Source organism: Methanohalobium evestigatum Z-7303 (genome assembly GCF_000196655.1).
GTDB lineage: Archaea > Halobacteriota > Methanosarcinia > Methanosarcinales > Methanosarcinaceae > Methanohalobium > Methanohalobium evestigatum.
Genome location: NC_014253.1, coordinates 1,872,206 through 1,891,665, shown reverse-complemented (window position 1 = coordinate 1,891,665; position 19,460 = coordinate 1,872,206). Strand labels below are relative to the sequence as shown.

Genomic DNA, 19,460 nt, shown 5'->3' with positions numbered 1-19,460 from the left:
CATTAGTCTTATAACTTATTATTGTTATAAATTTTCAGGAGACTCTCCATAGAATAAATTATAAACTGATAGTTTTATCAGTGCTATTACAATTATTTTCATTTTGATATTTTTAATGTTATTGTACTAATTTATTTTAGGGAACAATAAGTACTTCCGAACTGGCATGTTTTAAAACATTATCTGAGACGCTGCCAAGTAAAAACCTTACAACACCTGATTTGCCCAACGAACCCATAACGATAAGATCGATTTCATTTTTTTCTGCAAAATCTATAATTTCTTTAGCAGGGTTTCCAATAATAACAACGGATTCAACATTTATCCCATTATTGTTGCCGATATCTTCGACATGGTCGGTTGTATATCTGCGAGCTTTTTGTTTATCGAATACAGGTTCATCAAAGTAAGTACCAGTATTCAGTACATAGATAGCATAAACTTTGGCACCTGTGATTTTTGCAAATTCAATTCCTCTATATATTGCATTTTCACTATTATCAGAACCGTCCGTAGCAATCAACATTTTATTATAATGTGTTTTCATAAATCTGTACTCCCCCTATAAAATTAGGTTTATCACTGTATATATCTTTTATTAACACAGTTTTTTGGTTATACAAAAATAAGGTTGTATCAGTTAATGGTTATTATAAAAAGGAAACATTACTATTAATATACAAACGACAAAAAATGATTTAATATATAAAAAATTAATGATGAAGGCATCCATTCAACTAAGTAATCTCAAGAATTCTACATCAGTTATTTTCTATATTTTTGTAAGGTAACAAATTTAGATATCTTCAAAATCAGCCATAGGAGTACTCAAATAGCGTTCACCAGTGTCTGGGAGAACTACCACGATTGTTTTATCTCTGTTTTCAGGTTTTTTGGCAATTTTTAACGCTGCACAGAGAGCTGCACCAGATGAAATTCCTGCAAGGATACCTTCTCTTTTAGCCAATTCTCTGGCTGTTTCAAAGGATTCATCATTACTAATCTGGATGATTTCATCTACAAGGCTGATATCCAGAATATCTGGTACAAATCCAGCACCAAGGCCCTGTATTTTATGGGGGCCAGGACTTCCGCCGGATAAAACAGGTGAATCTTCAGGTTCAACAGCTATGGCTTTAAATTCAGGTTTTCTTTCTTTTATAACATTTGCAACACCTGTGATAGTTCCGCCTGTGCCCACACCAGCTACAAGTATATCTACATCACCTTCGGTATCATTCCAGATTTCTTCAGCTGTAGTTTTGCGGTGTATTTCCGGGTTTGCAGGGTTCATGAATTGCTGGGGTATAAATGCCTTATCGTATTCATTTGCCAGTTGGTTTGCTTTTTCAACTGCTCCATTCATGCCTTTTGAGCCGGGTGTGAGATCAATTTCCGCTCCAAATAGTTTGAGGATTTTTCGCCTTTCTACACTCATAGTGTCAGGCATTGTAAGAATCAACTTGTACCCCTTGGAGGCACAGACAAAAGCCAGGCCAATTCCTGTGTTTCCTGATGTGGGTTCGACAATAACAGTGTCACTGGTCAAACATCCGTCTTTTTCAGCGGATTCTATCATATTATATGCTATTCTATCCTTAACTGAGCTTAAAGGATTAAAGGATTCAAGTTTGGCAATTATTGTTGCCTGAGAGTTATTTGTTATATTGTTTAGCTGTATAAGCGGAGTATTTCCAATTGTTTCTGTAATATTTGTATATATGTTCTTCATTTTAACCCCCTCCCTGAATATTTATTTACGGTGTTTTTTATAGATTAATTTAGGTTCTTCTATAATCACGGTGTTATCTGGAGGAACTGATTTTGTAAGCCAAACGTTACCTCCTATGACCGATCGTTCACCGATCACAGTGTCTCCACCCAGTATAGTAGCACCAGCATAAATGATAACATCATCTTTTATTGTAGGATGGCGTTTATGGCCACGTACCATGTTTCCAGTTTCATCCTTAGGAAAACTCATAGCTCCCAGTGTTACTCCCTGATAAATTCTAACACTGTCTCCGATTTGACAAGTTTCACCTATGACTACTCCAGTACCATGGTCTATAAAAAAATGTTCTCCTATTTCAGCACCGGGATGAATATCAATACCTACAATACTATGGGCATATTCAGTCATAATACGCGGCAGGATTGTAATGTTTTGTTTATATAACTCATGTGCAATGCGGTAGATAGTTACTGCTAATACACCGGGATAACTGAATATTATTTCGTCATAACATTTGGCAGCTGGGTCGCCCTCATAAGCGGCAAGAATATCAGAAGCCAGAACTTCACGTAATTCGGGTATTTTTTTCAAAAAATCAAGGGCTTCTTTTTTTCCACGGGAGTGGCATTGAGAACATTTCTCACCATAACGCTGGCAATCATGCATGATACTGTTAGTTATTTGCTTGGAAAGTTTTTCAAAAAGGTCATTAACTTCTCCCCCAAGTTGATATGATAAATTTGCTCTGTCAATCACCTGATTTTCAAAATATCCTGGATACAATATACGTCTTGTAATATCAATAATTTCAATGACAGCATCTCTTGATGGGATTATCGCAGCGTCAACATGCTCAAAACAAGCTTTTCTGGAACAACTTTCCACTATCGTGTCAACAACATTTGGAATTTCTGCCCTGTATTCACTTTTGACATCATCTCCAATAATCATGCATTTGTTTGAATTTGTATTTTGTTCTGTATTGCTGGTTGTCATATGAAGTTCCTGTAATAAACCATGTTATTTGTTACAATTTACAATTATAATATAGGGTTTTCATCTTTTATTTAGCTTTATAGCCTGCATTTGAGACTGCTGATTTGATTTTATCAATATCTGTTTTTTCAGGGTCGTAATTAACTGTAGCACTACCTTCTTCAAGATTAATATTTACTGATAATATTCCGTTAACAGAATTCAGAGCATTTTCAACATTTTCCTGACAACCAGCACATTTCATTCCTTCTATTTTTATTGTTACTTCACTCATGAATAATCACCTCTATAAATACGGAATAGGGGGTATAAATATTTAATTCACACTGTGAATTGACAGTCTATTATAAAAATTTATTGGAATGTTATATGGGTTGTTTTTATAAGTATATTGGTGATGTCTGCCAAAATTATATATATCATATTCACGATTGTGAATTCACATATTTAATATATTTGATATCATTAGAGGTGAAATAAATATGAAAGAGTTTGCAAAAATATCAGAAAAAGATGTAACAAATGCTATAATAGAAAACTTTACCAGCGAAATCTTATCCTGTACATCCAGTGATGTTATTGTTGTAGGAGGTGGACCAATCGGTTTAATGGTTGCCAGAATACTGGCAAAAAAGGATTTAAAACACTGGTTATCGAAATCAATAATTACTTTGGTGGAGGATACTGGGTAGGCGGCTACCTTATGAACAAACTTACTGTAAGATACCCCGGTCAAAACCTCCTTGATGAGATTGGTGTTTCATATGAAGAAGTAAAAGATGGACTCTATGTTGCTAATGCACCATCTGCCTGTTCAAAACTGATATCATCAGCCTGTGATTCAGGAGCATTTCTCCTTAACATGAATAAATTTGATGATTTAGTCCTTAAAAATGATAGTGTAGCAGGTATCGTTACAAACTGGACACCGGTATCAGCACTTCCAAGAGCGATAACCTGTGAGGATCCAGTAGCTCTTGAATCAAAATGTGTTATTGATGCTACAGGTCATGATGCTGTAGTAGCGGAAACTTTGAAATCAAAGGGATATATTGATTTGAAAGGATTTGATGGGATGCATGTAGAACCATCTGAAAATGCTATTGTTGAACAAACTTCTGAGATATATCCGGGACTTATAGTAACCGGAATGTCGGTTGCAACTGCATTTGGACTGCCGCGAATGGTACCTACATTTGGAGGAATGCTTTATTCGGGTGTAAAAGCTGCAGAAATTGCAGAAAAAGTGGTAAATAGTAAATAATCGTTTTTCTTAATTGTAATTAAACGAATTATTTTATTTGCTGGTATTATTCTGATACTGATTTATTTATTATTATATTGGAACGGAGGTTTTTCAGTGACCGATTACTGGCTTGTGAGATACTCAGAGATTTTTTTAAAATCAAACCATGTACAAAAACGGTGGGTCAATAAACTTGTAGATAATATACAAAAACATATCCCTAACTGCCATGTTAAAACTGAAAGAGGAAGGATATGGCTTTATGGTGATGTAGAGCCTGAAAAGCTAAAAAATGTTTTTGGTATAAGATCATATTCTCCCTGTATCTATTGTCCACTCGATGAATTAAGTAAATGTTTACTTGAATATTGTGAAAACAAAAACTTTGGTGATGTGCAAACTTTTGCACTTCGTATCAAACGTGTAGGTGCTCATGATTTTTCATCTCAGGATAAAGCAAGAGAACTGGGTAATTTAATAAGGAAACATTATCCACATCTTAAGGTTGACCTTGATAACCCAGAAAAGGAGATATTTATAGAAATAAGAGACAGTGATTGTTATCTGTTTTCTGAAAAAATAGCAGGTCCCGGAGGCATACCTCTTGGTGTTGAGGGTAGCCTTGTTGCTTTAATGTCTGGAGGTATTGATTCACCTGTTGCTGCTTATATGATGATGAAACGTGGATGCAGTATTATACCCATCTATGTGGACATAGACCCATATCTTGGAGAAAAAGGGAAAGAACGTGCATTTAAGGTTGTGGATGCTCTCAAGCAATATCAACCTGGTATAGAACTTGAAGTAATTGGCGATGATTATCTCTACACTGCTAAAAAAATACTCAAACATTATAATTCTGATAAATACACCTGCCTTATATGTAAACGTCGGTTATACCGGATTGCAGAAGATTTAGCGAATAAATACAAAGCACTGGGTATTGTAACAGGGGATTCTCTTGGTCAGGTTGCATCTCAAACACTTGACAATCTTTATGTATTGGATGAAGCTACAAATCTACCAGTTTATCGACCGCTAATCGGTTTTGATAAAGAAGAGGTAATTGATATTGCACGCAGGATAGGAACATACTCATTATCTACTATATCTACCGGTGGTTGCGGAGCTGTTCCTGAAAAACCAGCGACTAAAGCTAAATTAGATATTGTAAAATCTTTTGAAAACCTGTATAATGAGTAGTTTTAGGTATAATTTGCCATATTCACAATTTTTATATATTACAAAACCATTGCATTAAATGTTCACACATGTGAAATCCAGATGGTTGGGTGGCAGAGTGGCTATGCGTCCGACTGCAGATCGGGGGTTACGTGAGTTCGATTCTCACCCCTGCATTTTTAACTGAAATAGGATGAATCAACGTCATTGTAATTGATAAACTTAGTAACATTAGATAACTAATTTTATTATCAGTTACATTCGTGAGATATACTCACCGGGTGTAACGCTACACCCTCTATCCCATCTAAATCAGGGATTACTTTTTTCATAATATTATAGGCACCATTTACATCGGCATTGATTATAGTGCCGTTAGATGATCGGAAAAGCCCTCTTTTAATTCTTTTACCAATATAAGAAGTCCTTCTCTCAACTGGTTCACCATCGAGGAACGAACACTTCGATGTATAGGATTCTTCTTGCTCAATCACTTTCAATCCAACATCTTCGGCTTTGTATTTTAGTTGTTCAAGAAGTCTATGAAATGGAATCTGTGTAAACTTTTGGTTATTGCGTTTACCCATATACACTTCTTGCTTCCACCCTTCGTTATATCCAATGACTAGTGTGCCGATGTTGTGTTTGACACAAAATCAACAATCCTTCTACTTGCTTTATGGAAGAAGTCATTGATTTTCAGTTTATATTTATGGTATAGTTTTTTCTAGTTTTTTGCTGTTTTTGATGCCTAATTTATCATAAATGGATTTTAGTTTTCCAGCTTTTTTGTTGTAGAACTGGTTTATTGATTTTGCGACTCCGCCCTTAATAACAATCGGTTTTTCACCGATGTTATTCACCATAGTGACGATATTATTAATTCCCAGGTCGATACTGGCGATGTTTTCTTCGTTTAGATTTGGTGATTCTAAATCCTTCTCGTAAACAATTTCACACTTATAACCAACACCCATAGGAAGAATTCGAACTTGATTTAGTTTAGTGTCATCTGTAAGACGAGTTTCTACTTGCAGGTTCGTTTTCTTCGGGAACTTGAGGACTCCATTTTTTATCTTACACTGTTGGTTTGTGAAAGTTAGAATATTTTCGCCATTTTTCTTTTTATATTTTGGTGGGTTGGGTTTTGAATAGTAATTTTCTGGGTTCTTTCCCCAGTCTTTAATTGATTGGAAGAAAGATTTCCAGTTTTTATCCATCAGTTTTAGTGTCTGTTGTGCTGTTTGTGTGGGTAAAACAGAATAATTTTCAGTACCTTTTAACTGTTTATTTAGTTCTTCGTATCTTACCCAATCACCTTCATCATTTAGAGATTGTTTAACTATGAAGTTTGCCTGGTTGTATAAGTTCTTGGAAATATGACACAACCAGCTAAGGTTTTTTATCATAATTTAGGTATATCGTTTCGGTTCTTTTTACCATAACAATCTCCATGATGAATATAATTGATTAACTGATTATATTTTCTGTTATCAATTCTTATATATTTTACTTATAAAGTATACTATATATATATGAAATTGATAATTCTGATTTGGAACTTACACCTGAAATCAAACCATTTCTTGTAAGTATTGGGTCTGTACAGGTTAACCCTTCAATTGAATTACTTGGACTTACTACAACCATTATCATCTATTGTTAAACAGTTGATTTTTTTAACATATTCATCGTTATTTAAAGAATCTCGTCCATACTACCGCTGCGGTAACCCTCTATATCGACTGTTATATAGGTTATACCAAGGTCTTTAAGTTCTGATACTACATTTTTTCTGTAATTTAAAAAGGACTCCAGCTCTTTATCCGATATTTCTATTCGGGCTATTGCACCCTTGCCATGTAACCTAACTCTACCCTGTGTAAATCCGAATGAAGATAGTAGATTTTCCGCCTTGTCAACCTTTTTGAGTTTATCTTCTGTAAGGATTTCATTGTATGGTATCCGGGAAGCAAGGCATGATGATGATGGTAAATTCCAGAAATCATAGCCCCTTTCTTTTGCGATTTTTCGGATATCTGGTTTACTTATTTCTGCATCTACAAACGGATGTGCTATATTTTCTTCTTCCCCGGCGGCAAGACCGGGTCGATATTCACCAAGGTCTGAAAGGTTTGTACCATCAGCTATACAATTAAACCCTTTATTTAATGCATAGCATTTTAATAATTGTGATGAAGCCTTTTTACAATGATAACATCTATCTTTTGGGTTATCAACTATCCCGGATTTGTTAAGAGCTTTAAACGGTAATATTTCAAAATTTAAATCAAATTCATTTGATATTTTTTTAGCCTGTTCTATACTGTGTTGGGGAACAAGCGGTGAATCAAGAAGTATGCACAGATGTTGGTTGCCGAGTGTTTCTTTTGCAAGCAGAGAAAGCAGACTGCTGTCAACACCGCCTGAAAACGCTATAACCATCGGTCCTTTTTTAGCGATAACCTCTTTCAGTGTATCTACTGGTTCATAAAGGGTCATTTTTACTCTGAATGTTTTTAGTTGATCATTCTGGTTTTTCTTCTTCTTTTTCTCCCCACAGTGGAAGGTTCTGTTTTTGACGGTAATCGTTAATAGCTTTATGGATGGCTTCTTCTGCCAGAACTGAACAGTGCATCTTTATTGATGGTAGTCCTTCAAGTGCATCAGCAACTGCTTTGTTGGAAACATCCCATGCTTCCTCCAGTGTTTTTCCTTTTATAAGTTCTGTAGCCATGCTGCTTGATGCGATTGCTGCACCGCATCCAAAGGTCATAAATTTTGCATCCTGTATTATATTATCCTCTATTTTGAGATACATTCGCATAATGTCTCCACATTTCGGATTACCAACTTCCCCCACTCCATCGGGATTTTCCATTTCTCCTACATTTCTTGGGTTCATGAAATGGTCCATTACTTTTTTACTGTACATTGCCATAAAATATTCCTCTTTGTTATTTTATAGTCATAGGTGACATTGAACGTAGCCGTTCGATTATATTTGGTACTACTGAAAGCACATAATCCACATCTTCTTCGGTATTTTCTTTACCCAGTGAGAGACGAAGTGAACCATGAGCAATCTCATGCGGCAGACCGCAACCTACCAGTACATGGGATGGCTCAAGTGATGCGGATGTACATGCACTTCCTGTAGATGCTGCAATTGAATATGAATCAAGCATAAGAAGTATTGATTCTCCTTCTATATATTCAAAAACAATATTAACATTATTTGGCAACCTCTCTGTTGGGTGACCGCAAAGATGTGTTTTCGGTATTTCCAAAAGTCCGTTTATAAGGCGATCACGTAGAGATTGCATCCTTTTTGCATGGTTTTCTATATCACTGGTGACATGTTCTATAGCTTCCCCTAATCCAACTATTCCGGGAACATTTTCAGTTCCAGCACGCCGCTGTTTTTCTTGTGCTCCCCCGTGCATGAAATTGTCAATTTTTACACCTTTTTTTATGTAAAGTGCACCAGTGCCTTTTGGTCCGTAGAATTTATGACCTGATAATGATAGCAAATCGATGTTCATATCTTCTACATCAACGAGCAACTGACCTATAGCCTGGACTGCGTCAGTATGGAAATATACACCATTCTCTCTTGCAACTTCACCGATTTCCTCAATCGGCTCAATGGTACCAATTTCGTTATTTGCAAACATTACGGTAATAAGTATAGTCTGGTCTGTTATTGCATCCCTGACATCATCTACACTTACACGTCCATATTTATCAACTGGTAGATATGTAACATCAAACCCCTGTTTTTCAAGCCACTCACATGGGTGTAGAACTGCATGGTGTTCAATAGCAGTAGTTATAATGTGGTTTCCTTTATTTTTGTTTGCAAAGGCAACTCCTTTGATTGCCCAGTTGTCAGATTCAGTCCCTCCACTTGTGAAAAACACCCTGTCGGTTTTAGCATTTATCGCGTTTGCTACTTTTTCCCTTGCTTTTTCAATTGCTTCTTCTGATTCTTTTGCAATGGTGTATGGTGATGATGGATTTCCGAAATATTCTGTAAAATATGGAACCATTGCATTTACTACTTCTGGATCTGTAGATGTAGTAGCAGCATGGTCCATATAAACCAATTTTTGTTCTTCTTCACTGTTCTGCATAAACAACCTCATTATCAATTATCGGTTTCAAATTAGTTATAATTTAATGTTGGTTAGCCAAAATCTTTATACCACTAGATGTTTATAAGTATATTATCACAATTGTGAATATCATCTGTATAATTAATGTGGTTTAAACGTTGTGGTAAGGGATGTTTAATATAAACGCTGAAAATTTGCGGTATTTAGTATATTTTATATATAGCCAAAAATTATATGCCAGATGATATAAAACTTTATGTATCTGCATTTCTGTGGGTTATTGTTTACATCCTTTAAAATAATCAAGTGATAAAATGAAAATGAATACACCATGTCAGGTAATAGTATGGGATGTTCTTCCTGCTATCCGAGCAGCACTTGCATCAGAACTGGTTAAAAATGGAGTTTCTCAACGTAAAGTTGCAGAATTGTTTGATATGGCGCCCTCTGCTGTTTCGCAATATATAACCAAAAAACGAGGATATCGTATTGAATTCGATGAGGATATTAAAAATTCTATATCACAGCTTGCATCTGAAATTCAGAAAGGAACTGTAGATGATGTGTCCGATAAAATATGTGAAATCTGTAAAAAGCTTAGAAGCAACGATGGGGGCTGTCCTACCAGTTCAAATAATAATGTATCACTGGTCAATTAAATATCTAATATTAGCCGGTACTTTTTTCTTCCTTTTGAATTTAATAACTTGTAAATAACTGTGACCTTGTGACCTCAATCAACCTGTAAAAAATTTTAAATATTCTTAGTTAGGTTACAGCAAAATTACAGATGGGATTATTAATGTGTTTAAGTAATCTTTATAAGCAATAACTAAATATGTATGATATCTTTCTGATATTATGGGGGTGTATCTATGCCAAACAAGTCTTTTATTACTTCAAAAAATATGCTGATTTTTTTATTGGTCGTGGTTGTTGTAATATCAGCTTTTTTGCTTCTGGATTTTAAAGCTGCTACAAGTCAGACTAATTCTAATACCCAGTCCAATTCGTATTCTACTAACAATACTGGTATAAATTTTTCAAAAGAAGTATTTGTGTATATTGATGGTAACGGCAGCATATCAAAAGGTATGGGCTCTGAGATAATAAAGGGTTTTAATAATGCAGGGATGCAGATATCCCAAATAGATGAATTCAAAAACAAGTATCAAAAACCTGTTTTTATTGTAACAATCAGGAATTCTGATATTTTGTATACTCCTTTCTATTCAACAGCAAGTATTGAAGCTTTTTATTTTTACTCTTCAAAAGGTGATACTAAATACTACAAGGGTTTTAAAAAAGGTGAAAATCCGACTGTACGGTTTTACAGTAATGAATCAAAAAACGGTGAATATATAAAGCAGGGAGCACTTAGTATGAAAGATTCTACTAAGGGGCTTATATCATTAAATGCATATACCAATCATCTGGAAAAAAACCTTGCTACAAATATTATCAAAAGTTTTCTGCCTGTTGAACAACAATGGAGAATAAAATGAATATGGTTTATATTGGATAAATACAGAAATAGTAGAATATTTTAAAAAGTTTGAAATTGTAGGCAAAATGTTTACTATCCAATCTGTAAATAACCCCCTTAAATTATAAAATTATACAGATTGGATAGATAAGGCTACTTTAATACCTTTAACCAGCATTTGCCTGATGGTTGAACCCCACTCAACCATAAACTCCGCTCATCCACTACTTTTTAACAGATGTAGAGTTTCCCTTCATTCTCTACATCTGTAATCTATACCTACAATAGGTGATATAAATATATATAATAAATGATGCAATCATTTTTCCAGCGTAAAATATTATAAAGGCGTCCAAAATTTTAAAGCCTTATATAAGTTTAAAATCAGGAGTTATTGTACTTTGCTGATTTTAACCATTTTTTTGGTTTTTCTGCATTATTATTTTGGAGAGTTTGGGCTTTTTTAAAACAGAAAGGATTAACTTACATAAATCAATAATATTTATATGTAGTCTTGACATAATCAGGATGTTTAAAAGTGCTTATTGTAGTGGGTGTGTTATGCACAATATACTTGTTATCGAAGATAATAAATTGAACAGACAATTAATGAATGACTTTATTGAATTAATTGATTCGGACAGTTATAATATAATAAATGTAGAAAATGGTCTTGAAGCTCTTAAAAAAGTAGATTATTATAAACTTGACTTAATATTATTAGATATCCAGTTACCGTTGATAGATGGTCTGGAGCTTTTATCAAAATTTAAAGAAAAACCAAATGTAAAAAATACTCCAATAATCGCGGTAACTGCTTATGCTATGGAAGGAGATAGAGAAAAATTCCTAAATGCTGGTTGCGATGAATACTTGCCAAAACCATTAGATGTTGATGATTTCGAGGATAAAATTAAAAAGTTTTTAGATTAAGTATTTGCTATCCATTTGTATTTAAATTCATTTACAACCGTTTTAGACATTTGGCCATAATGTTAACAAACAGATTTTTAAGACCAACAATACAGTAGTTGATGTTTTTTTATCTCGTAAAGTGTGGGATAAAAGAAATTCTTATAACTGATTAATATATAAGGCATTGAATTATCTTAAATAAATAAGAAAATTAATATATTTTTTAATTTTTGTCATTCTTTCAAGAGGTTCTTACTGGCATGAGTTTATCCACTGTATTGTTGAATGTTACTGGTGTCACAAAAGCACTGGATGTTATCAGTGACCTTACTGGTGCAGGTTATGGTGTCAATTCTTTCATACTTATTTTTTTGATCGGCCTCTTTGTAACTGGAATATTTGTAGCTGCGATTTGGCTCTATGAAAAACTGGAAATAAATAATTAATTATAAAAAAGTTTCAACGACCGGTTTAGGTATTTGCTTATTTTATCTATAAAATTATACATAACCTGATAAAAGTTAAGTAAATTTAGCCAGATGAAATTTGGTGGAGAGTTGCAGAATTAAAAAAGCTATACAATCTGGTTAAGGATTGGGGTAGTATATGAGTTTCTGCAACTCTCCTTAAATCTTAATATTTTTTAAAACTAATGAATTTAATTGTTGATAATTGAATTAAAAATCAGGTATAAACCATGAATTATTTTATGAGATTCGACTGTTGGGGTGGGAATCATCCAATAATTAATATGCAGCTGGAAAAAGCAATCCTAAATAGTATAGGTCTGGAATTAAATATTTATTCCTATAAACAACAGTATGAAGCTGTTAGTTTATTAAAATCTGTAAACAATGTATTGGATTATAATGTACATATACGAAAAAGTGGGGAATTGGGTTTCTATTTTTCAGATGACATCCCGGAAAGAAATAGGAAATATGTTGAATCTGCAATTGAATTTTTAACCGGTACGTCAGGTACAGGTTACATTGTCCATGATGAAACAGACCCTTACCTTACAACTCTTTCTGATTCAAGGTTAAACAGTTATATCAATGCCTTAAAACTGATTGAACCTTATCTTAAAAATCTTAACAATAATTTGTATATCGAATTCAGTAATACGCTTGAAATTAATTACTATCTCAAGTTGATAAGACAAATATCCCACACAAATATGGAACATATCGGCTCATGTATAGATATAGGTCATGTCTATTATTTTTACAGGGTTAAACAGGGATATACAAAAAACGAGTCGATTGAAAAGTTGAAACAATTTATAGTTGATGTAAAAAACACTGGGGTACCAGTGTATTATCATGTTCATGATTGTGATCCTTATAATCCGCACCCGTGGTACGGGGTGGCAGACCACAAATGTATAGGTGATGGTGAGATAGGGATTGACGGTTTTAGAAGAATAATTCCACTACTGGAAAATGAAAACTTGAATCTAGAAATTTTGCCTGTAAGTAATTATCATGACGCGATTCTTACAGAAAGTGAAACACAGAAATTAATTGCATATGCAAAAAAGCATAATCTTGATGCAGAAAAACAGATTAGGGATGGAAAAATAATAAAACAAACACTTGATGATATTGTAAAAAGTAGGAATATTCTGGATAGTTTGGTAAAAGAAAAACGTTAACTTTTAGATTATATGTAAGACCTTAATCACTGCTGAATTTAACATGTACTTTTCTGTTTCTGGGTCCATCAAATTCGGTAAAAAATATACCCTGCCATCTACCAAGCACTGGTTTTCCTTCTTCTATTATAACTTGCTCTGATGTTCCAATTATCGACGATTTAACATGACTGTCTGCATTCCCTTCCATGTGCTTGAAATACGATTGATTTGCAGGGACAAGTTTGTTAAGGAATTCGATAATATCATGCTGTACTGATGGGTCAGCATTTTCATTGATGGTTATACCACCGGTTGTATGCCGGCAGTAAATGGTTGCGATTCCGTTATCAGCGTTGAGTTCTTTCAGGGCGTTTTTTACTTCGCTTGTAATATCTACCATTTCATTGCGCGATTTAGTATTTAAATTGAATGTTTTGTACATATTAGTCACTCCCAGTGTTTATAAACCAATTATCCTGATATAAACTTTAGACCTACTATACCTGTGGCAATCAACATTATACATAAAACCCTTCCTATATTATATGGTTCATTAAAAAGGAATACTCCAAGGATGGCAGTTCCAATTACTGCTGTACCAGTCCAGACAGCATATCCTGTTCCGATGGGCAGATTTTTGACGGCTTGGGACAGGAAATAGAAACTTAAGACCATGAATATGACCATTACTATAGTGGGGTAAAGTTTGCTGAATCCTTCGGTATATTTTAATGATACCGCCCATCCGATTTCAAAAGTGGCAGCAATAAAAAGGTATATCCATTCCATTTTTAGACTAAGGTCTTTTATACTAATATTCATTTAAAATTTAAATGGTTTATGTATGGTTCAAGTCCAAATTCTAAAAATAAGTGCTTTATTTCATCTATTGGATTACTTTTTCTATAAAACAGATGAGACTGGCAGGAACAATCACTACATCCAAAATCAGGGATGTAATTCCAGTTGTTCTGGATTAACTTCTGTGCAACCAAACATTCATATTTTTTATCTGTGATTGCGCATATTGTTGCAAACAATTTGAAACATTGGCTGATATGAAGATTATCTATATGCCATCTGGGATTTTTATCCCGGTTTTTAGATAGACTAATATGCCTCTTAACCCGTTTTAATCCACCGGGTCCAAGAGCAGACCCTACATAAACATGATAACCCTCTTTGAACGATATATATCCAAGTTTTCCGGTTGTTACTTTAGATGGCTTATTTTTAAATATCAGAAAGTAAACACCCTTATTTGAATAATCAAAACTCATGTAAAATCCACTTTATTAGGTTGTAAATTATCTTCTAACTCTGGTAATAATCCAGAATCCAATTAATATTAGTATACCTGGCCAGAGTACATCCCATCCTAACCACCAGAAGACATTAAACCTGTCAATAATAAGAAAAATACCAAGAATAATTAAAATAACTCCAAGCCATAAGGTGCGGTCAGTACGGTTGGATTTATGCTGTGTTTTTGTATAGGTATCATTTTCGCTGTATTCATCAGTACCGTTTTCACTGGTTGTGTTTTGTTCAGGCGTTTTATCGTTGTTCTCAGGTTCAGGCATAACGATAGCAAGGATGATATATAACAATATACCAAGTCCATTTACCAGTGCAAGAACCACAAAAGCAACTCTTACAAGTACCGGGTCAACATCGAAATATTCAGCAATACCTCCACAAACACCGGCAAGCATACGGTCACTTTTGCTTTTGGTCAATTTGTCTCTACCGGTTTTATCTGTATCTTCCATTTATCTTCCTCTGAAAACATGGTTATGGCTGTTAGACAGTATTTAGTTTATTGTATATAATCTCTCTTTTGTTTATTCATTAACTTCTTGGTACATACCATATACTATAATTGGTACAAGAAGTACAGCAAAAAATGTTTTAACTTCTGCAGGAAGTATTTCACTTGCTTTTCCTACCTCAGCCATTGCCTCGATTCCAAGTTTAAAATATATCATATCTAGGATAAGACCGAAACCGAGAGAACATATAGCAATTATCATCAGATATATTATGGCTGTAAACTTACCAAGATATCGGGTAACCATTGTCAATGTAGCCGTATTTGTGGCGGGTCCTGCAAGCAGAAATACAAATGCTGTACCCGGACTTGTCCCTTTTGCAATGAGTGCAGATGCAAGTGGAGTGGATGCACTGGCACATATATACAAAGGTATTCCGATTATAAGCATTATAAGCATGGAATTTATTCCACCGCCAAGATATGACTGAATCCAATTGTCAGGAACAGCATATGATATAACACCGGCAAAAATAATTCCAAGGATGAGCCATTTCGAGATATCACCAAGAAGTTCGACAAAGGAGTATCTAAATCCTTCTATAAACCGCTTTGACATTTTTTGTTCTGTATTTACCTTATCCAAGTCACATGATTCACAGGCGCAGTTAGATGATTCATTTGAAGGGTTTGAAAAGTTTGGTATTTCATCTTTTATAAATATATTGTTTGTGATACCGGCACTTAATGCGGTGATGAATGTAACAACCGGTCGAAAGACTGTCATTATAGGGTCGATTAATGCATAGGTTATAGCAATCGAATCAACTCCGGTTTCTGGAGTTGAGATTAAGAAAGAAAGTGTAGCTCCTCTTGTAGCACCCCGTTTTTTCAATGATATTGCAGTAGGTATAACTCCGCATGAACACAGGGGAAGTGGTATGCCTGCAAGTGATGCATTGAGTACAGATTTAAACTTCCCTGCTGATGATCCCAGATAATCCATTATCTTTTCATCTGGGACAAAAATGTGTATTAGTGCAGCAGCACCAAAACCCAGAAACATATAAGGAGCAGCCTCTTCAAAAATAAACCAAGATTCTGATAATATGCCCAGTATATAGTTATATACATTCACCCATATCATGTTTACTGCTCCGTAATATGTTCCATGCACATGTCAATAAGAGTTACGAAGATGGGGCAACAGGGGTACGTGAAAGCCAACGGTTTCTAACCGTTTTCTTTAAAAGACATCTTTAAACGAAGTTTAAAGAATGATGAAACAACCCCGTTGGTTATTGTTTTTTGAACCAATATTTTTTTATTTTTGTATAGTATATACAGTATTATAGATGTAGCAATGCTTTCAGTGTACAGTTGCTTTGAGCAAGCTGCCTGATGTAAGACATTGTTCAGTCGGTTGTTTGTGTATCATCAGGTTCTACCAAACATTGCCTGGTGTCGAGCACAAACGATGCGGTGCAGACAGAGATGCATCGTACGGGAGTACTGGCGCCCCGCAAGTGGCAACGTCAAGATGGATGGTGACCACACAACCCTACGGATTTATCCGTTGGAGTACGTCAGAATATGCTCATCTGCGATAGAATATATAGTTTTACCTCTTTTATCCATTCTATCAAGGTCAAGATAATTCAAAACCCTAAGACTGTGTGAAATGGCAGACTGTGACATACCAAGTGCATATACCATTTCACAGACACGCATACTTTTTTTAGAAAGTATCAATAGGATTTTTAATCGACTTTTGGATTGGAGAGCTTGAAACACTCTGGACATTTTTGAAATAGTGTTATCATCAGGAGCTGACGATTCCAAACTTTTTATCAGTTCTTCATCTAAACGCTCACATTCTCTATAATCCATGAATAAATGAACATTTGTTTATATATAAAATTTTAATTACAGGGTATAACTAAAAAATTAAATTAAAAACATAAAAAGCAGAACCATTACAGAAATCCCTGACAGAACTGTCCAGTCTGCATTCTTCATTTCAAGTTCGAACAAAGAAGTTCGATATATTCCCTGATAACATCGACTCTCCATTGCGATAGCTATGTCCTGGGCAGTACGCTTTGTACTCATTATCAACGGAACAGCTACCGATGAAAAGCTTTTGAAAATATTATGTTTAAAATCCACACCTCGAGACATTTGTGCATATTGTATTTTTTTTGCATTATCAAACAAAAGTGGAATAAATCTGATGGAAAGTGACATCATGGTTGCAATGTCGAACGATGAAATCCCTATGTATTTTAAAGGCAGGGGGCGGATTAACCTTTCAATCCCACTGGTAATCATAACCGGCTGAGTTGTTGCAGTGAGAAGAGATGCAAATAGAATCAAAAATATGAATCTGGTTGTTATCTGTAGCCCTGTTATTAAACCTTCATAAGTGGGATTAATAAATCCGATTGTAAATATTGGTTTGCCGTCACTTAAAAATAGTTGAATAAAAAACAGAAAAACAAAAAATAGGGACATGGGGCGCAGTGATTTAAAAAATATCCTGTAATTAACACCTGAAATAAAAGTAATTATAACAAAAAACCCTGCAATTGTAATCAGTTCTGAAAAAGTTTCAGCATTGAATATGAATATGCTTGCAACCATAACGGCTAATAATTTAGTTCTTGGGTCAAGATGATGTATTAATGAATTTCCCGGAACATAATTAAAAAAAAAAGCTGTGCATAGTGACTACACCCTCTATTTTTTCGTCAGCAGTTTTCTAATTTGTTCGTATGCATCGTCAACTGTTAATACATCATTTCGTACGTTAAATCCCTTACTTTTAAGCCCCTGCATAAGTTGGGTGATTTCAGGAACAGGTGAACTTATATTTTCAAGATATTCAGAAGGTGTTCCGGCAAATGTAATTTTTCCATTATCCATCAGTACAATTTTATTCACCAAAGGCAGCAAATCATCAATTTGATGAGAGACAATAACAACACATGTTCCGGTACCGTGTATCTTTTTTAGGTTTGAATAGAGTTCTTTTTTACCTTTTATGTCCATGCCTGATGTAGGTTCATCCAGAATAAGATATTCAGGTTTCATAGCCAGAACACCTGCAAGAGCTACTCTGCGCATCTCTCCACCGCTTAACTTAAAAGGTGAAATATCAGTTATTTTTGTATCTAAACCTACAAGGTGAAGGGATTCATGGACACGTTCAGTCAGCTCATCACCTCTAATTCCGAAATTGGACGGAGCAAAGGCTATTTCCTCATAAACGGTTTTAGAAAAAATCTGGTCATGTGGGTTCTGGAACAGCAATCCCACTTTTTTTCTGGTTTTTTTATCTGAAGCATCCGCCCCGTCAACATAAACATATCCATTATCTGGTACAAATAAACCGTTAAACAATTTTATCAGAGTTGATTTCCCGGAACCGATTTTGCCTGTTATGCCTACAAATTCGTTTTTATCTATTGTCAGATTTATGTTTTCAAGTACACGGGTTTCAAGTTGTGTATTTTTATTGTAGGAAAAGTCTACGTTTTTTATATTGATTGACATAAATCCTCCAGAAGCTCTTTATTTGAAAAAGGCAGATATTTGTTATTATATGTATCTATAATCCCATCTTTTTCCAGCTTGTTGGCAAGTTCTACTATGGGAGGTATTTCAATCCCTGATTCTGGAAGAGAAGGTTCTTTTAAAACCGTTTGAGGTTTGTCATTATACAGGATACTGCCTTTTGATAACACAATAATCCGGTCGGAATTGACGACATCTTTTATCCTGTGTGTGACATAGATTATCGTTATTCCGTTTTTCTGGAGATATTTCATGATATCAAATATCGTTTTTTGCGATTTATCATCAAGCATGGAAGTTATTTCGTCCAGAACAATGTATTCGGGTTTCATAGCCAGTACACCGGCAATAGCTACACATTGTTTTTGTCCACCACTTAATGACATAGGGTTGTATTCTTTAAAATCCAACATTCCTACCTGTTCCAGTGCATCATCCAATCTGGTTCGAATTTCATGGTTGGAGAGTGCCAGATTTTCAGGTCCGAATGCAACGTCTTCCTGAACAGTAGTACCTATAAACTGGGATTGGGGGTTCTGGAAAACCATCCCCACCTTCTGTCGTATAGACCATATGTTGGATTGTTTTTTTGTATCTAAACCTTCAATCTGCACAGTTCCTTTTGAAGGGATAAGTATAGCATTAAGGTGCTGTACAAGAGTTGATTTTCCACATCCGTTTTCTCCTACTATTGATACAAATTCGCCTTTTTTAACCTGAAGGTTTATGCTGTTCAAAACCGGGTATTTACTGTTGCTTTCATATTGATAAACCAGATTTTTGATATCTATCATTT

General features: G+C 34.7%; 27 protein-coding genes and 1 tRNA gene. 10 read left to right on the top strand and 18 right to left on the bottom strand.

Annotated features, from left to right (window positions below; all coding sequences use genetic code 11):
• Positions 1-136 precede the first annotated feature (136 nt).
• The 4 genes from METEV_RS09425 to METEV_RS09410 form a co-directional block, all read right to left on the bottom strand.
• Positions 137-547, bottom strand: a complete 411-nt coding sequence (locus METEV_RS09425) for a universal stress protein (protein ID WP_013195276.1) — start codon at positions 545-547, stop codon at positions 137-139.
• 249 nt (positions 548-796) lie between these two features.
• Positions 797-1,732: a cysteine synthase A gene (gene cysK / locus METEV_RS09420; RefSeq protein WP_013195275.1), complete on the bottom strand. Its 936-nt coding sequence runs from the start codon at positions 1,730-1,732 to the stop codon at positions 797-799.
• A gap of 21 nt (positions 1,733-1,753) precedes the next feature.
• A complete protein-coding gene (epsC, locus tag METEV_RS09415; protein WP_013195274.1) occupies positions 1,754-2,731 on the bottom strand; it encodes a serine O-acetyltransferase EpsC in 978 nt (325 codons plus the stop codon).
• 67 nt (positions 2,732-2,798) lie between these two features.
• Positions 2,799-3,005 (bottom strand): heavy-metal-associated domain-containing protein, encoded by a 207-nt coding sequence (locus METEV_RS09410; protein WP_013195273.1) that lies wholly within the window; start codon positions 3,003-3,005, stop codon positions 2,799-2,801.
• Positions 3,006-3,213: 208 nt separating this feature from the next.
• On the opposite strand from METEV_RS09410, the gene METEV_RS12585 reads away from it, so the two are divergent.
• The 4 genes from METEV_RS12585 to METEV_RS09395 all read left to right on the top strand — a co-directional run bounded on the left by METEV_RS12585 (position 3,214) and on the right by METEV_RS09395 (position 5,335).
• Positions 3,214-3,423, top strand: coding sequence for a hypothetical protein (locus tag METEV_RS12585; RefSeq protein WP_198008142.1), 210 nt, complete (start codon positions 3,214-3,216; stop codon positions 3,421-3,423).
• Complete coding sequence (locus METEV_RS09405; protein ID WP_198008193.1) at positions 3,378-3,995, top strand: sulfide-dependent adenosine diphosphate thiazole synthase; 618 nt, start codon at positions 3,378-3,380, stop codon at positions 3,993-3,995. The genes METEV_RS12585 and METEV_RS09405 overlap by 46 nt, the downstream gene beginning before the upstream one ends.
• A 96-nt stretch (positions 3,996-4,091) precedes the next feature.
• Entirely contained in the window at positions 4,092-5,180 is a 1,089-nt protein-coding gene (gene thiI, locus METEV_RS09400; RefSeq protein WP_013195272.1) for a tRNA uracil 4-sulfurtransferase ThiI, read from the top strand.
• An 84-nt stretch (positions 5,181-5,264) separates the two neighbouring features.
• Positions 5,265-5,335 (top strand) — tRNA-Cys (locus tag METEV_RS09395).
• Positions 5,336-5,410: 75 nt separating this feature from the next.
• On the opposite strand, the gene METEV_RS12755 is transcribed toward METEV_RS09395, so the two are convergent.
• From METEV_RS12755 to nifS, 5 genes are all read right to left on the bottom strand, one after another.
• Positions 5,411-5,746: a transposase gene (locus tag METEV_RS12755; protein WP_232216850.1), complete on the bottom strand. Its 336-nt coding sequence runs from the start codon at positions 5,744-5,746 to the stop codon at positions 5,411-5,413.
• A gap of 123 nt (positions 5,747-5,869) precedes the next feature.
• Complete coding sequence (locus METEV_RS12750) at positions 5,870-6,568, bottom strand: transposase (RefSeq protein WP_232216849.1); 699 nt, start codon at positions 6,566-6,568, stop codon at positions 5,870-5,872.
• 289 nt (positions 6,569-6,857) lie between these two features.
• On the bottom strand, positions 6,858-7,661 hold the full coding sequence (gene larE / locus METEV_RS09385; RefSeq protein WP_013195270.1) for an ATP-dependent sacrificial sulfur transferase LarE: 804 nt from the start codon (positions 7,659-7,661) through the stop codon (positions 6,858-6,860).
• Positions 7,662-7,686: 25 nt separating this feature from the next.
• Complete coding sequence (gene nifU, locus METEV_RS09380) at positions 7,687-8,094, bottom strand: Fe-S cluster assembly scaffold protein NifU (RefSeq protein ID WP_049891297.1); 408 nt, start codon at positions 8,092-8,094, stop codon at positions 7,687-7,689.
• Positions 8,095-8,116: 22 nt separating this feature from the next.
• Positions 8,117-9,295: a cysteine desulfurase NifS gene (gene nifS / locus METEV_RS09375; protein WP_013195268.1), complete on the bottom strand. Its 1,179-nt coding sequence runs from the start codon at positions 9,293-9,295 to the stop codon at positions 8,117-8,119.
• 296 nt (positions 9,296-9,591) lie between these two features.
• Here nifS and METEV_RS09370 point away from each other — a divergent pair, with 296 nt between their 5' ends.
• From METEV_RS09370 to METEV_RS09350, 5 genes are all read left to right on the top strand, one after another.
• Positions 9,592-9,936, top strand: a complete 345-nt coding sequence (locus METEV_RS09370; RefSeq protein WP_157197334.1) for a transcriptional regulator — start codon at positions 9,592-9,594, stop codon at positions 9,934-9,936.
• A 216-nt stretch (positions 9,937-10,152) separates the two neighbouring features.
• Complete coding sequence (locus METEV_RS09365) at positions 10,153-10,782, top strand: hypothetical protein (RefSeq protein ID WP_013195266.1); 630 nt, start codon at positions 10,153-10,155, stop codon at positions 10,780-10,782.
• Positions 10,783-11,324: 542 nt separating this feature from the next.
• Positions 11,325-11,696, top strand: a complete 372-nt coding sequence (locus METEV_RS09360) for a response regulator (protein WP_157197333.1) — start codon at positions 11,325-11,327, stop codon at positions 11,694-11,696.
• Between the two features lie 242 nt (positions 11,697-11,938).
• On the top strand, positions 11,939-12,124 hold the full coding sequence (locus METEV_RS09355) for a hypothetical protein (RefSeq protein ID WP_049891181.1): 186 nt from the start codon (positions 11,939-11,941) through the stop codon (positions 12,122-12,124).
• 263 nt (positions 12,125-12,387) lie between these two features.
• Positions 12,388-13,335, top strand: a complete 948-nt coding sequence (locus METEV_RS09350) for a hypothetical protein (RefSeq protein ID WP_157197332.1) — start codon at positions 12,388-12,390, stop codon at positions 13,333-13,335.
• A 22-nt stretch (positions 13,336-13,357) separates the two neighbouring features.
• Here the strand turns inward: METEV_RS09350 and METEV_RS09345 are convergent, their stop codons facing one another.
• From METEV_RS09345 to METEV_RS09325, 5 genes are all read right to left on the bottom strand, one after another.
• A complete protein-coding gene (locus tag METEV_RS09345) occupies positions 13,358-13,759 on the bottom strand; it encodes a secondary thiamine-phosphate synthase enzyme YjbQ (protein WP_013195263.1) in 402 nt (133 codons plus the stop codon).
• A gap of 29 nt (positions 13,760-13,788) precedes the next feature.
• Positions 13,789-14,139, bottom strand: coding sequence for a DMT family transporter (locus METEV_RS09340; RefSeq protein ID WP_013195262.1), 351 nt, complete (start codon positions 14,137-14,139; stop codon positions 13,789-13,791).
• Complete coding sequence (locus METEV_RS09335) at positions 14,136-14,597, bottom strand: GIY-YIG nuclease family protein (RefSeq protein WP_013195261.1); 462 nt, start codon at positions 14,595-14,597, stop codon at positions 14,136-14,138. Before METEV_RS09335 ends, METEV_RS09340 begins: the two co-directional genes overlap by 4 nt.
• Before the next feature lie 27 nt (positions 14,598-14,624).
• Positions 14,625-15,089: a PspC domain-containing protein gene (locus METEV_RS09330; RefSeq protein ID WP_013195260.1), complete on the bottom strand. Its 465-nt coding sequence runs from the start codon at positions 15,087-15,089 to the stop codon at positions 14,625-14,627.
• A 72-nt stretch (positions 15,090-15,161) separates the two neighbouring features.
• A complete protein-coding gene (locus METEV_RS09325) occupies positions 15,162-16,235 on the bottom strand; it encodes an SO_0444 family Cu/Zn efflux transporter (RefSeq protein ID WP_013195259.1) in 1,074 nt (357 codons plus the stop codon).
• Between the two features lie 238 nt (positions 16,236-16,473).
• Here METEV_RS09325 and METEV_RS12425 point away from each other — a divergent pair, with 238 nt between their 5' ends.
• Positions 16,474-16,698, top strand: coding sequence for a hypothetical protein (locus METEV_RS12425; protein WP_157197331.1), 225 nt, complete (start codon positions 16,474-16,476; stop codon positions 16,696-16,698).
• On the opposite strand, the gene METEV_RS09320 is transcribed toward METEV_RS12425, so the two are convergent.
• The 4 genes from METEV_RS09320 to METEV_RS09305 are packed head-to-tail and all read right to left on the bottom strand — an operon-like array spanning position 16,658 to position 19,458.
• Positions 16,658-16,978, bottom strand: a complete 321-nt coding sequence (locus tag METEV_RS09320; RefSeq protein ID WP_013195258.1) for an ArsR/SmtB family transcription factor — start codon at positions 16,976-16,978, stop codon at positions 16,658-16,660. The genes METEV_RS12425 and METEV_RS09320 overlap by 41 nt on opposite strands.
• Positions 16,979-17,035: 57 nt before the next feature.
• Positions 17,036-17,770 (bottom strand): energy-coupling factor transporter transmembrane component T family protein, encoded by a 735-nt coding sequence (locus METEV_RS09315; RefSeq protein ID WP_083810130.1) that lies wholly within the window; start codon positions 17,768-17,770, stop codon positions 17,036-17,038.
• Between the two features lie 57 nt (positions 17,771-17,827).
• A complete protein-coding gene (locus tag METEV_RS09310; RefSeq protein WP_013195257.1) occupies positions 17,828-18,643 on the bottom strand; it encodes an ATP-binding cassette domain-containing protein in 816 nt (271 codons plus the stop codon).
• Positions 18,628-19,458 carry an energy-coupling factor transporter ATPase gene (locus tag METEV_RS09305; RefSeq protein WP_013195256.1) on the bottom strand — a complete coding sequence of 277 codons (831 nt, stop codon included), beginning with the start codon at positions 19,456-19,458 and terminating at the stop codon, positions 18,628-18,630. The genes METEV_RS09310 and METEV_RS09305 overlap by 16 nt, the downstream gene beginning before the upstream one ends.
• Between the last annotated feature and the right edge of the window lie 2 nt (positions 19,459-19,460).